Here is a 12809-nt window from a genome sequence, read left to right as displayed (position 1 = left end):
GACTCGCCCATCGGAATAGCCGGCGCATCACCAGCGGCCGAATGTGGCATAGCCCGCGAAACTGGCACGCCCCAAGCCAGAGACGGCCAGCAAGGGCCGCCCCGCAGCAAAGGCCGTCGTCCCCCTTGGGGGAAGGCGCGTTAGCGACTCAGGGGGGGATAGGATTAACTCGCCGCCGCGCGCGGCACAAAGTTATTGCCCACGATTTCCCCCAGGGGCGAATTGGCGGCCTGTGCGCGCAATAGCTGCTGTGTGGCCAGAGGCAGCAAGGGAAAGACCAGCTCGGCAAAGCGGTAAGCCTCTTCCAGGTGCGGATAGCCGGAGAAGATAAAGCTGTCTATGCCCAGGGCCGCGTATTCCTCTATGCGCGCGGCCACCTGCTGGGGATTGCCCACCAAGGCCGTGCCCGCACCGCCGCGTACCAGGCCCACGCCGGCCCACAGGTTGGGGCTGACTTCCAGATCAGCGCGGCTGCGCTTGCGGCCACCGGCGTGCAGCGCGCTCATGCGGCGCTGACCTTCGGAATCCATGCGCGCCAGTGCCGCCTGGGCTTGCTGCACGGTGTCGTCACTGAGGTGGCTGATCAGGGATTCGGCGGCCTGCCAGGCTTGCTCCTCGGTTTCGCGCACGATGACATGCAAGCGTATGCCAAAGCGCAGTGTCCGGCCATGGCGGGCTGCCTGGGCCCGCACACTGGCGATCTTGGCGGCCACGGCATCGGGCGGCTCACCCCAGGTCAGATAGGCATCGACCTGCTCCCCGGCCAGCACCTGGGCGGCTTGTGAAGACCCACCGAAATACACGGGCGGATAAGGCTTTTGCAAAGGGGGGTAGAGCAACTTGGCCCCCTTGACCTGCAAATGCTGCCCAGCAAAGTCCAGGCTCTGCCCTTGGTGGCTGCGGGCCAGGATTTCACGCCAGATATGGATGAACTCGGCCGACTCCTCGTAGCGCCGGGCATGGTCCAAAAACACGCCATCGCCCTCCAGCTCGGCCTGATCCCCCCCGGTGACCAGGTTGATCAGCAAGCGCCCTTCGGAGAGGCGATCGAATGTGGCCGCCATGCGCGCAGCCAGCGCGGGCTGGTGCAGGCCCGGGCGCACGGCCACCAAAAACTTCAGGCGGCGGGTGACGGCAATCAGGCTGGAAGCGATCACCCAGGGATCTTCGCAGGAGCGGCCCGTGGGAATCAGCACGCCCGCATAGCCCAGGTGATCGGCCGCGATGGCGATCTGCTTCATATAGTCATGCGTCAGCGGCCTTGCACCCTGGGTGGTGCCCAGATAGCGGCTGTCGCCGTGGGTGGGAATAAACCAAAAGACTTCCATCGTCCATGTCCTTTCCGGGTAATCCGTGGCTTGCCGCCGCAGCGCGATGGCCCTGAAGCGCTGCGGCCTAGGCGCGGCGCAGCACCGACACGCCAGGCACAAAAGCCAAGCGTGGAGAGAGCGCCAACGTGGCCGCATGGCGCCTGTGACCCTGCAGGTGCTCGGCCCACAAGGTATGCACGGCTTCATCCACACGCTGCTGCAGTGCCGCGTCCAGCTGCACCGGCCCATCGGGCATGTCCTTGGGTGGCAGCTGCACCTGGGTATCGGTGGCATAAACACCTGCCAGCACATGCCGGGCCCCCAGGGACTGGAGCACCGGCCGCAGCGCATAGTCCAGCACCAACATATGGTGTGAGCTGCCCCCCGTGGCCAAGGGCAACACGGTTTTGCCCTGCAGTGCTGTTTGCGGCAGCAGATCCAGCCAGGCCTTCAAGACCCCGCTATAGGCGGCCTTGTACACCGGCGTGGCCATGACGATCACCTCGGCCTGCGCCACCTGCGCCGCCGCGGCCGCGATGTCCGGGTGCGAGAACTCGGCGTGCAGCAGCGCCTGTGCATTCACATCCCTCACGGCAAGGCGTGCCACCGCCGCGCCTTGCGCCTCCAGTTGGCGGCCCACCACCTCCAGCAAAGCGGCAGAGCGCGAAGGCTGGGTGGGGCTGCCTGCAATCAATAAAACCGACATCAGCGACTCCAGGAAAAATCATCGACACCGCGAAAACCCGATGCTGCGGCGGCCATGGGGTCCAAGTGTTGAATGCTTTCATTGAAATGAAAAATAATATTTTGATTTTTTCAAATCAGTTTTTCTTCTTATATTTATTTCTTAGAAAGGAATGATTTAAAAGTACAAGATTCCATCAAATATAAAATCATTTATTCAAAAGCATGAACAACACGATCCACATAACACCATTGAAAATCATATGAGATAAGGCTTGGTAGACTTCTCGAATCCAAAAAATCATTCAAGCTCCGGCATCATGGAGGCACCCACGCATCACCCTATTGCCTGGAAAATCAGGTAGCGTTACAAACGCTGAGCATTTTGGCGGATTCAACCAACCACACCCTTGCAAGAGACTCGAAGTGCTGAATGCCCATTCAACGACTGAGCTTGCCGCAGATGCTCACTTCTCATCGTTGCTCAGTGCTGTGTATGCAGCAGGCATGAGCGACGTACCTTGGGAAGCTCCGCTCACTTATTTGCGAACGCACATGGGTCTGCGTGGCGTAGGGCTGCTATCGCTGGACATGCAGAGTGGATTGCCTTCGGGCCATGTATTTGCCGGCGACGATCAGGGCTGGAGCACACGATTTCTGGCCGAATATCAGCAGGAATATCGTCTATACGACCCAACGGCAGCAGTGGTCGCAAACTGGGAGCCAGGCCGGTGGTTCGATGACCACCACCACATTAGCTCGGAGCAACGCGCACATGGTGTGTATCACCAGCAATGCATGCCCTCGTTCGAGATTGGTGGCTTCTGCGGCTTTTTCATCCAGAAAGGCGAACAACGCAGCGACTACCTGAGCCTGCTTTACGGCCGTGGCCAAGCAAGCCCCAGCGAAGAAGAACGCCGTACGCTGGCACTACTGCGAACCCATCTGGCAAGGGCTTTGCAGCTGCAGAGTCGGCTGGAACCTCTTGAGCAAAAAGCCGCATTGGCTGACGCGGCACTGAATGCGCTGGATGTCCCGGTGTTTGTCATGGACGAGGCGCGTGTACTGCTGCAGGTCAATGCTGCGGGGCATGCCTTGATGCGAGCGCACCCCATGGCCTTGCGCTGTGTCGGCGGGCGCCTCATGCCGGCAGGTTGGTCTGAATCTGCGCAATGGCAGCAGGCCAGCAAACAAGGCGTGCTGTTGCTGCGGGGAGAGGCTGGTGAGTCACTGCCATTCACCTTGTACCCCATGCCTCCAGATACTCGGCTAGCCCGCCATTGGCAGCGGCCACTGACCTTGATGCTGGGGCCGGACAAACCATCGCCAACCACCCGGGTGCAGCAATTGCGCGCGTTGTATGGCTTGACGCAGGCAGAGGCTGAACTTTGCGTGCTGTTGGCATTCGAGAGTCTGTCGCAAAAAGAATGTGCTGATTTCCGCCAAGTGTCATTGAACACCGTACGCACGCAAGTCAAGGCGATTGAAGCCAAGCTGGGCGTCAGCAGCATGGCCGAGGTGACTCGTATGGCATTTCTGCAGCATCGACCTTCGAGATGAAGAATCTGGAGAAAAACGCATCAATCCCACAGAGACAAACAAGAAAATCTCTGTATTCCTGGCACGGAGAAATTCAAGAATAAAGATTTATTTTGTCGCACATTGTGAGCGACTACCATCATTGTAAACAGAGCAAGTCCATGACGTATTTTGGGGCAAATGACATATAAGGCGCGTTGCGCGCGGGTCTATTTTCCTCTCAGAACGGCCTCCTTCGCAGTCACACATTTTTTTGGCGTCCTCAATCGCATTCACTTTTCTCGTGCAATTTTTCGGGGATTTTTTCTGCTCCGCTGCCATGCTGCTTGCAGCACCCATCATTTCCACCGAACTTGCATTCGGATTGGTGGCCGAAAACTGCATGGCATTCCCGAGTGCGGCCATTTGCGCAGCATTACGGCCGCCAGCAGCCCCGACTCCCGCCAAAGCTCCGCCAACCGCGCCTATCCATTGGGTGGATTCATCCGGCGCTCTTGCGGCATCGGCTTGCTTTTGCTCTGCCAGCCAGCGCCTTTTTTGTTCTTTCATTTCGGCCCAAGACTCATCCGTGGCACCCTGGGGCTTCCAGAGAAGTCCACAACCGCTCAGTACATTGAAAGAAAACACCAAGATGAGGATTTTCAGCAGGCGCATGCTTGGCATGAAGTGTTGGGCGCGCATATGTGTTACGTGTAAATTTTTGAGGCTTGAGGAAACAATTTGCATTTCAACATTCAGTGCTCCGCATCTCATCACCCCTAAGGGTGATGAATTGGGAAAATTCCCCGGACGGGGACCTCTCATCACCCAGTCCCAAGGCGGGCGCACCGAATACGCGCCCACCGAGCGCAATGTGGCGCCCCCCTTCAGCAGCTTCTCAAGCTTGGTCCGCAGCTTGGTGGTGCGCATATTGCGCTGCGTTGACGTTTGCGCGAGGCAGCGAAAAACCAGCCGAACTTCAGAGCACTACGGGAAACAGGCGGGATTTTGAGAAGTGCTCTTTAGCCAAAATATTTATAAACAAGAAATAATTTATTGGTTTTATTGCATCAGCTTCTTTGCCAACATGGGCCGCATATCTCCACATTTGAAAGATATGTTGATGTCTCCCTCCCCATGGATCCGTTTTCTATCGCGCCCCCTGCGCCTGCTGCAGGCCTTGACGCTGGCATTGCTGCTCGGCCTGCTGGGCAACCCCTCGGCACAGGCACAGACTGCACAAACGCTGCGCATAGGTTTTCAAAAATCCGCCAGCCTGTTTGTGCTGCAGCGTGCCCAGGGCAGTCTGGAGAAAAAGCTCCTGGCCCAGGGCTTTGCCGTTAAATGGGTGGAATTTCCCGCAGGCCCGCAATTGCTGGAGGGTTTGAATGTGGGCGCCATCGATGTGGGCTTTGTCGGAGAGGCCCCACCCATATTTGCCCAGGCTGCCGGGGCGCAGTTTGTCTATTTTGGCTATGACCCTGCCGCCCCGCATGCCGAAGCCGTTCTGGTGCCCAAGGACTCCCCCATCCAGAAAGTCACCGATCTGAAAGGCAAGAAGGTGGCGCTGAACAAGGGCAGCAATGTGCATTACCTGTTGCTACGCCTGCTGGAAACACATGGTCTGAAGCCCTCTGATATTCAGCCCATTTACCTGGCCCCTGCCGACGGCCGCGCCGCCTTTGAAAGCAAGAGCGTAGATGCCTGGGCGATTTGGGAGCCGTTTCAAGCGGCCGCAGAAAAAGCCACAGGCGCCCGTGTGCTGGCCAATGGCAGCAACGGTGTGGCGCCCAACTATTCCTACTACCTGGGCGAGCACAGCTTTGTGCAGAAGAACCCCCAGGTGATTGCGACCTTGTTTGCCGATGCGGTGGAGCAAGGCCGTTGGCTGAAAAGTCACCAGCGCCAGGCAGCCGAGCTGATTGCCCCTTTGCAAGGTCTGCCGGTGGATGTGGTGGAGCTGGCATTGCAACGCTCTGCATTCAATGCCCAGCCCATCACCGCCGACATCGTGGCCCAGCAGCAAAAAGTGGCCGACACCTTCTACGCCCAAAAACTCATTCCCAAGCCCATCAAGGTGCAAGACGCCATCTTGCCTAGCAAGCCCTGAGTACATGTTCTGAGCCATAGCGCCTGCTACGGAATCCCCTCGACCTCTTACCGGAGTTGCCATGCCAGCCACCTTGCATTCGCTGCTGATCCAGGGCTTCACCCCCTCACTGGGCGCCTCGCACCAGGGGGCTGTCCCTCTACAACCATCGCCCCGCACCGCACCGCCGTACCAGACAATATTGCAAGCGCTGCGCTGGCTGGGAGGGCGGCTGGCACGCCTGGCCCATGCCCTGCTCCCGTGGCTGCTGCCCCTGCTGCTGCTGCTGGCCTGGCAAGGGGCGGCCTCGCTGGGCTGGCTGCCCACGCGCATTCTTCCCTCCCCCATCGAAGTGCTGCGGGCAGCCTGGGCCCTGTCCGCCTCTGGCGAGCTGTGGAGCCATGTCAAGGTCAGCACCGGCCGGGCACTGGCAGGCCTGGCCCTGGGTGGCGGGTTGGGTCTGGCTCTGGGCCTGCTCACCGGCTCGGTGCGATTTTTTGAAACCCTGCTCGACTCCACCATCCAGATGGTGCGCAACGTGCCGGCCCTGGCACTGATTCCGCTGGTGATTCTGTGGTTTGGCATCGACGAATCCGCCAAGCTATTCTTGATCGCGGTGTCGGTGTTCTTTCCCATCTACCTCAACACCTTTCACGGCATCCGCAATGTGGACCCGCAGCTGATCGAGATGGGCCGCACCTACGGCCTGCCGCGCTGGGGCCTGTACCGGGATGTCATCTTGCCCGGAGCGGTGTCTTCGATTCTGGTGGGGCTGCGCTTTGCACTGGGGCTGATGTGGGTGATCTTGATCGTGGCCGAAACCATTTCCGCCCAGGCCGGCATTGGCTATATGACCATGAATGCCCGCGAATTCCTGCAGACCGATGTGGTGCTGGTCGGGGTGCTGCTGTATGCCCTGCTGGGCAAGCTGGCCGATGTGCTGGCGCGCAACCTGGAGCGCTGGTGGCTGCGCTGGCACCCCGGTTATGCGCACTGAACCGTGGTGACCTTGCACCGCCTCCATCCACCTTTTTGCTTCACACCATGCACCCATCTTCCGCCAAGGGTGTGCACCTGCATGCCCAGGCCGTCAGCAAACGCTTTGGCCACAGAGAGGTGCTGCACGCCCTGCACCTGGACATTGCGCCCGGCGAGTTTGTCGCTATCGTGGGCCGCAGCGGCTGCGGCAAAAGCACCTTGCTGCGCCTGGTCGCCGGCCTGGAGCCGCCCAGCCAGGGCCGCCTGACACACAATCTGCAGCCCATTGAGGGCCTGAACACACAGGCCCGCATCATGTTTCAGGAAGCCCGCTTGCTACCCTGGCGCACGGTGCTGGACAACGTGGTGCTGGGCCTGCCCGCCAGGCAACAGGGCGCGGCACTGCATCTGCTGGAGCAAGTGGGCCTGGCGGAGCGCGCCCGGGACTGGCCTGCCCATCTCTCCGGCGGCCAACGCCAGCGCGCGGCCCTGGCACGCGCCCTGGTGCACAAGCCACAATTGCTGCTGCTGGATGAGCCCTTGGGCGCGCTGGACGCTCTGACCCGCATGGAGATGCACCGCCTCATCGAAGCCCTCTGGCTGGAGCGCGGCTTCACCGCCTTGCTGGTGACCCACGATGTGCAGGAGGCCGTGATACTGGCCGACCGGGTGGTGCTGATCGAAGCGGGCCGCATTGCCTGGGATGAGCGCATCACCATCGCCCGCCCGCGCCGCCATGGCGATCCCGCGCTGTCCGCCATTGCACAGCGCATCTTGCAGCGGGTGCTGCAGCAGCCAGAAGCTGCGCGCTTTGGGTAGCCGGCTGACTGCGTGCCAGCCACCGCTCTGGAGTCCAGCGCATTCTGTGCGCTGGGGGCACGCGTGTGTGGCCGCGTTTTCTCTGGAAAAGTGAGCGCCATCAAGGCCTATGGGATGCTGCCACGTCCCGAATACGGGCCAGTAGGCGGCGCCGAATCAAACCACTGACGGGACGGATCAACCACCAATAAGGGGTAAAGCTGCGCAAGGCCTGGGCGTCCGAGCAATACACACGGGTCTCCGTCATCAGCCGCGTTCTGCCGTCTGGCAAAGTTTCCGCGCTGAAGTTGAGCAGCAGCTTCGCCAGATTAGGCTCCAGGTAATGTGCAAACTGCGTTTGCGGCGCAGCCAGCTGCACCAGGCCATAGTCGCGCTGCCAGAAGCGGCCCACCAGGCCGAATGCCAGCTCGCGCTCCATGTCAGCCCCTAGCGGCATAAATTCATGCAGGCCAAAGGCTGGGCGATGCTGCAAACCGCTTTTTACCCCGCATGCGCCCAGCACGCGGTCAGGCAGCTCCCGCAGCCGGATAAAACGCTTCGCCCAGGGGTCTTCCGTCGCCTCGGGAAGCAATGCCGCTTCCAGCAAACGCCTGGGAGAGGCATCCGCAATGATGGCGTGCTGCTCCCGAAACTGGAACGCGGGAAGATATTGTTCAATTAACTGCATCTTGCGTGGTGGCGATGTCCAGGGCCGATGGGCACCATCTCCAGGGCCCCGTATGTACATTCAATGCCCCATGCTGGCGCGCCGCATGGGGGCGTACACATGCACTCAGGCGCTGGTCAGTCCCTGCAGCCACTGCATACAGTCACGCAGCTCATCGGGGTGGATGGTGTGGGTGCAGGGGTACTCGCGGTAGTCCAGCGCCACCGGCAGCGGCGCCAGGTGGTCGCGGGCCTGGTGAGCGCTGCGCAAGGGGATGACGTTGTCCTCGGTGCCGTGGCTCAGCCACACCTGGCGGCCGGCCAGCTGCGCAGGGTCAACCTGTGCCGGCAACACCTCGGGCAGCAGGCGGCTGTGCCACACACAAATGCCATGCAGCAACGCGGGCTGGGTCAGCAGCAGGCTCAGGCTCATGATGCCGCCCTGGCTGAAGCCGCCCACCACCACGCGCTCGGGCGGCACGCCCAGTTGCTGGGCAGCTTGCTCCACGGTCTGGGCCACCAGAGCGCGGCTGTGCAGCTCCTGGTCGGCCGCAATGCTGCGGCTGCCATCGGGGTTGACGCTGAACTGGAACCAGGCAAACGCATCCGGCCCCATGGCATAGGGCGCTTGCAGGCTAAGCACATGAAACTGGGCCGGCACATAGGGTGCCAGGCTGAACAGGTCCTGGGCATTGCTGCCCACGCCGTGCATGAGTACCAGCAGCCAGGCCGCTTCAGGCGCGGCCTGGGCCGGGCGGATATAGCCATTCAGTGGCAGTTGCAGTGCGGGGGCTTCCATGCGTTTCCTTGGGTTTCAGCAGGCCGTCACTGTAATGCCTGCACGGCCTGTCCAGCCTGTGCCTGCGGCAGCGGGGCCTGCAGTGGCGGGTCTTGCAGCGCAAAGCTGTCCATGGCCAGAAAGTCATACACCACCTCGCGGCTGAGGTAGCGGGCCTGGGCGCCCGGGCCGCCCGCGCCCAGGGCAAAGAACAGCGGCAGGAAATGCTCGTCCGTGGGGTGGGCACGCAGCGCCAGCGGGGCCTGGTGCTGCCAGTCCAGCAAGGCGGCCATGTCTCGCTCGGTGATGCGCGCCTCAATCCAGCGGCTGAAGGCCTGGACATAGTCCAGCCCCGTGCGGTTGCCGGTGATGAAGTCGCGCAGATTGTGCGTCATGCTGCCCGAGCCCATCAGCAGCACGCCGGCATCGCGTAGCGGGCGCAGGGCCTGGCCCAGGGCATAGACATCGGCCGGGCCGGCGTCGGCAGGCAGGGAGATCTGCACCACGGGCACATCGGCCTCGGGGAACAAATGCATCAGCGGCACCCAGGCACCATGGTCCATGGGCCGCTCGGGGTTGAGATGCGGCTGCTGGCCCGCAGCCTGCAGCAAAGCTGCCACCTGCTGCGCCAGCCGCGGTGCACCCGGCGCCGGATAGCGCAGGCCATACAGGTCCTGTGGAAAGCCGCCAAAGTCATGCCAGGTGGCGGGCTGCGATGCGGCCATGACTTCCAGGTTGCGCCCCATCCAGTGCGGCGACATCAGCACCACCCCCTGCAGGCCAGGAAACTCGGCGCGCAGCTCTGCACCCCAACGCTGCAGGGCCGGGCCGGTCTCACCCGGCTCCAGCGCATACATGGGCGAGCCATGGGAGACGAAGAGAGCAGGCAACCGCTGCGCAGAGGCCGCAGCCAAGGCCGTGGAGGAGGGAGCAATCTGGGAGGCAATCATGGCAAGTCTTTCCAACAAGGCCGGGGCGCAACGGATGCAGGCCCTGGCAACTGTGTGAATGTAGGGGCGCAAGCACTGCGGCACTAGATAGCCTTACTGCTACAGATTGTTCCAAATATCCAAGCAATCACACCATGGAGGCGCGGCTTCTGCCCACTCTAGATTCCGAAAAAAATGCATTGAAAATGGCTTTCACGCTACATACACGTGCATGAGCAGCTATCAAATTCGCAGCTTTTTCCGCCCAGCCTTGGTTTCCCCGTCGCGTTTTTTGCCCTCCACGCGGCGGCGCTGGCTACCGCGTGTGGGCTTGGTCGCTTTGCGGGCCTTGGGGGTGTGGGCGGCCTCGGCCAGCAGCTCCTGCAGGCGCTGCATGGCATCTTGCAAATTGCGTTCCTGCGTGCGGTGGGCCTGGGCCTTGATGACGATGACGCCCTCTTGGGTGAAGCGCTGGTCATGGCCGCAGCGCGCCAGCAGCCGCTCTTTCAGCGTGTCGGGCAAGGAAGATGCAGCCACATCAAAGCGCAGGTGCACGGCACTTGCGACCTTGTTCACATTCTGGCCGCCCGCCCCCTGGGCGCGGATGGCGGTCCAGCTGACCTCGTCTTCTTGCAACTGCCAGCGCATGGCCTGCCCTTTCAGCCCACTTCCGGCTTGCGGCTCAGCATGGGCAGCAGCAGCGCATGCACGGCTGCTGGCGCCTCGTATTGCACCCAATGGCCGGCATCGGCCACACGGTGCAGGCCCCGGAAATCACGGGCACTGGCGGCCAGCAGCGTTTCCACCTCACCCAGCAGGCTGGGGTAGAGCGCATCCCCTTCGGCATAAATGGCGGTGACGGGGCAGCCCACCTTCTGCAGTGACTTGAGCAAGATGTCGGTGCTGGAGATGCGCCGGCGCGGCAGGCGATCGCGCTGCACATTGGCCACATGCAGGGCCACGGTGTCGCGGGTGATGCGCTGACCGTCGCGCAGCATCAGCTCGCCCAGATTGAACACATGGTGCTGCAGCTGGGCATAGGGCGACTTCAGATGCCGCCAGCCCTTGAGCCTGAAAGGGTGTTTGGCACTCAGGCCGATGCCGGGCGCCCCCAGGATCACCAGTTGCTGCACCGCCTGCGGAAAGGCCGCGGCCAGCATACCCGCCGTCATGCCGCCAAAGGAAAAGCCCACCAGCTGCACGGGCTGCCGGGGGAATAGCGCCTCCAGCATATGGCCCAAAGGCTCAATCAGGCCATCGGCATCGTGGGCACCCGCCACCGGATCGGAATCGCCAAAACCCGGCAGGTCCACGGCCCAGACATCATGGCCCGCCTCGGTCAGCGGGGCTATGCTGCGCACCCAGTGCGTCCAGCTGCCGCTGCCGCCGTGGAGCAGCACTACGGGTGCTCGGCCATTGGCTTGCTTGGGTTTCCAGTGGTGCAGCACGGTGTGGCCGCGGCCATGGGGATGGACCACGCGCTCGCCCAACGCCAGCATCTGCAACACCTCGGTGGATTGCAGCTGGCCAGCGGCCATGGCCTCCAAGGCTTCAGGGCCGTCGCTCCAGCCCAGTGCGGGCAGGCTGGCATCAGATTCAAAAACGGTTTCGGACAAGGGAATCACTCATCAAGGGGCAAAAATCCAGGCACGGCGGCCTCCAATCCAGGGCAGCGCGCAAGGGCCGCCCCGCAGCGCTGGTGCCGTCCCCCTCCGGCGAAGCCAGAGAGGGGGAGGACGCGAAGCGGCTCAGAGGGTGCACTCCTACCAACTCGCTACCGCATCAATGGCCAGGGCATAGCCGCGCACGCCCAACCCGCACATGACGGCCCGCGCCACCGGCGACAGATAGGAATGGTGGCGGAAGGCCTCGCGCGCAAACACATTGCTGATGTGCAGCTCCAGCAGCGGCACACCCGTGCCCTTGACTGCGTCCATCAGCGCCACGCTGGTGTGGGTATAGGCCCCGGCATTGAACACCAGGCCCACCAGCTGGCCCTGGGCATGCAGGCGGCCGGCCTCGTGGATCCAGTCGATCAACTGGCCTTCGTGGTTGCTCTGGTGAAAGCGCAGCGCCAGCCCGTGGCGGGCACAGGCTTGTTCACACAAGGCCTGGACATCGGCCAGGGTGTCGGAGCCATAGACTGCGGGCTCGCGCGTGCCCAGCAGATTCAGATTCGGGCCATTGAGAACAAAAATAGTGGAAGGCATGCATCACTCCGGCAATTGCGGGGAATTATGCGTTGCCCATCTGGCATGTCCGGGCTCACGGCTGACGCCTTGCCGACATTGGCGTGGGCCACTGCCTTGCCAGCCCTGCACCAGCACTTGCGCAGCAGGGCCTGCCAGGTCAGCGGCGGTAGCGGCCGTCACCGTCCCAGTCACCGCGGTCATGCCGGCGGTGGTGATGGTGGCGCCAGCGGGGCGGAGGTGGCGCAGGGGCCCACATCACCACCGGGGGAGGCCCATACACCACACGGGGCGGTGGGGCGTAATAGCCCGGAGGGGGCGGAGCCACGTACACCGGCTGCGGTGCCATATAGACCGGGGGCGGGCCGTACACCACCGGTGGGCCGGCCTGGATGCCGACCGACCAGGTCACATTGCCGGCAGATGCCGTGCCAATGGCGCTGGTCAAAGCTGCTGCGGCAACGAGCAAAGCAGGAATGGGGTTCTTCCACATAAATACGATCTCCTCGTTGTAGTACGGTGGAGGCCGGCGCTGGGCCAGGAGGCCGCGCCGTTCACTTGAGCATTCAACGCGGCAGCCTTGTATTTGGATGTCATCACTCTTGATAGTTTTGTTTCTTAACGTTTCTTGACTTTAGAGCGTGTTCACGATCTCCTCGCGGCACGCCAGTGTCTTTGCGGGATGGGATACAAGGCGCGATACCGCAGCAATAGCCGCGCTATTGCGAGGATTCGCAACGCAGTAGACCGCCCGCAAAGCCACTGGCCCGAAGGGTTGGAGCGAAATCGGGCGATTTCTTCGCGCTGGCGCTTGCTTGCACCCCGGTGCAAGCTGCGCCCCATCGGCTCGAACTCATCCCGATTGCGCTC

At 62.2% G+C, this 12809-nt stretch carries 14 protein-coding genes; 4 read left to right on the top strand and 10 right to left on the bottom strand.

Annotated features, from left to right (window positions below; translation table 11 throughout):
• Nucleotides 1-164: 164 nt before the first annotated feature.
• A complete protein-coding gene (gene ssuD, locus ACA027_RS07590) occupies nt 165-1328 on the bottom strand; it encodes an FMNH2-dependent alkanesulfonate monooxygenase (RefSeq protein WP_370681794.1) in 1164 nt (387 codons plus the stop codon).
• 67 nt (nt 1329-1395) lie between these two features.
• Entirely contained in the window at nt 1396-2016 is a 621-nt protein-coding gene (gene ssuE / locus ACA027_RS07585) for an NADPH-dependent FMN reductase (RefSeq protein ID WP_370681793.1), read from the bottom strand.
• 404 nt (nt 2017-2420) lie between these two features.
• On the opposite strand from ssuE, the gene ACA027_RS07580 reads away from it, so the two are divergent.
• Nucleotides 2421-3554, top strand: coding sequence for a helix-turn-helix transcriptional regulator (locus ACA027_RS07580; RefSeq protein ID WP_370681792.1), 1134 nt, complete (start codon nt 2421-2423; stop codon nt 3552-3554).
• Between the two features lie 87 nt (nt 3555-3641).
• Here the strand turns inward: ACA027_RS07580 and ACA027_RS07575 are convergent, their stop codons facing one another.
• Complete coding sequence (locus ACA027_RS07575; protein WP_370681791.1) at nt 3642-4442, bottom strand: hypothetical protein; 801 nt, start codon at nt 4440-4442, stop codon at nt 3642-3644.
• A 193-nt stretch (nt 4443-4635) separates the two neighbouring features.
• On the opposite strand from ACA027_RS07575, the gene ACA027_RS07570 reads away from it, so the two are divergent.
• From ACA027_RS07570 to ACA027_RS07560, 3 genes are all read left to right on the top strand, one after another.
• Nucleotides 4636-5622, top strand: a complete 987-nt coding sequence (locus tag ACA027_RS07570; RefSeq protein WP_370681790.1) for a sulfonate ABC transporter substrate-binding protein — start codon at nt 4636-4638, stop codon at nt 5620-5622.
• Between the two features lie 61 nt (nt 5623-5683).
• Nucleotides 5684-6598 carry an aliphatic sulfonate ABC transporter permease SsuC gene (gene ssuC, locus ACA027_RS07565; protein WP_370681789.1) on the top strand — a complete coding sequence of 305 codons (915 nt, stop codon included), beginning with the start codon at nt 5684-5686 and terminating at the stop codon, nt 6596-6598.
• Between the two features lie 47 nt (nt 6599-6645).
• On the top strand, nt 6646-7398 hold the full coding sequence (locus ACA027_RS07560) for an ATP-binding cassette domain-containing protein (protein ID WP_370681788.1): 753 nt from the start codon (nt 6646-6648) through the stop codon (nt 7396-7398).
• A gap of 100 nt (nt 7399-7498) precedes the next feature.
• Here ACA027_RS07560 and ACA027_RS07555 read toward each other — a convergent pair whose 3' ends face one another.
• The 7 genes from ACA027_RS07555 to ACA027_RS07525 form a co-directional block, all read right to left on the bottom strand.
• Complete coding sequence (locus tag ACA027_RS07555) at nt 7499-8065, bottom strand: hypothetical protein (RefSeq protein WP_370681787.1); 567 nt, start codon at nt 8063-8065, stop codon at nt 7499-7501.
• Nucleotides 8066-8170: 105 nt separating this feature from the next.
• Complete coding sequence (locus ACA027_RS07550; protein ID WP_370681786.1) at nt 8171-8842, bottom strand: alpha/beta hydrolase; 672 nt, start codon at nt 8840-8842, stop codon at nt 8171-8173.
• A gap of 26 nt (nt 8843-8868) precedes the next feature.
• Nucleotides 8869-9771: a dioxygenase gene (locus ACA027_RS07545; RefSeq protein WP_370681785.1), complete on the bottom strand. Its 903-nt coding sequence runs from the start codon at nt 9769-9771 to the stop codon at nt 8869-8871.
• Between the two features lie 222 nt (nt 9772-9993).
• Complete coding sequence (gene arfB, locus ACA027_RS07540) at nt 9994-10398, bottom strand: alternative ribosome rescue aminoacyl-tRNA hydrolase ArfB (RefSeq protein ID WP_370681784.1); 405 nt, start codon at nt 10396-10398, stop codon at nt 9994-9996.
• A gap of 11 nt (nt 10399-10409) precedes the next feature.
• Entirely contained in the window at nt 10410-11366 is a 957-nt protein-coding gene (locus ACA027_RS07535; protein WP_370681783.1) for an alpha/beta fold hydrolase, read from the bottom strand.
• 147 nt (nt 11367-11513) lie between these two features.
• On the bottom strand, nt 11514-11960 hold the full coding sequence (gene aroQ, locus ACA027_RS07530) for a type II 3-dehydroquinate dehydratase (RefSeq protein WP_370681782.1): 447 nt from the start codon (nt 11958-11960) through the stop codon (nt 11514-11516).
• A gap of 139 nt (nt 11961-12099) precedes the next feature.
• Nucleotides 12100-12432 (bottom strand): hypothetical protein, encoded by a 333-nt coding sequence (locus ACA027_RS07525; RefSeq protein WP_370681781.1) that lies wholly within the window; start codon nt 12430-12432, stop codon nt 12100-12102.
• Between the last annotated feature and the right edge of the window lie 377 nt (nt 12433-12809).

The organism is Comamonas sp. GB3 AK4-5 (assembly GCF_041320665.1).
Classification (GTDB): Bacteria; Pseudomonadota; Gammaproteobacteria; order Burkholderiales; family Burkholderiaceae_C; genus Comamonas.
Note: the sequence above shows the minus strand (reverse complement) of the source record. Positions and strands in the feature narration are given on the sequence as shown.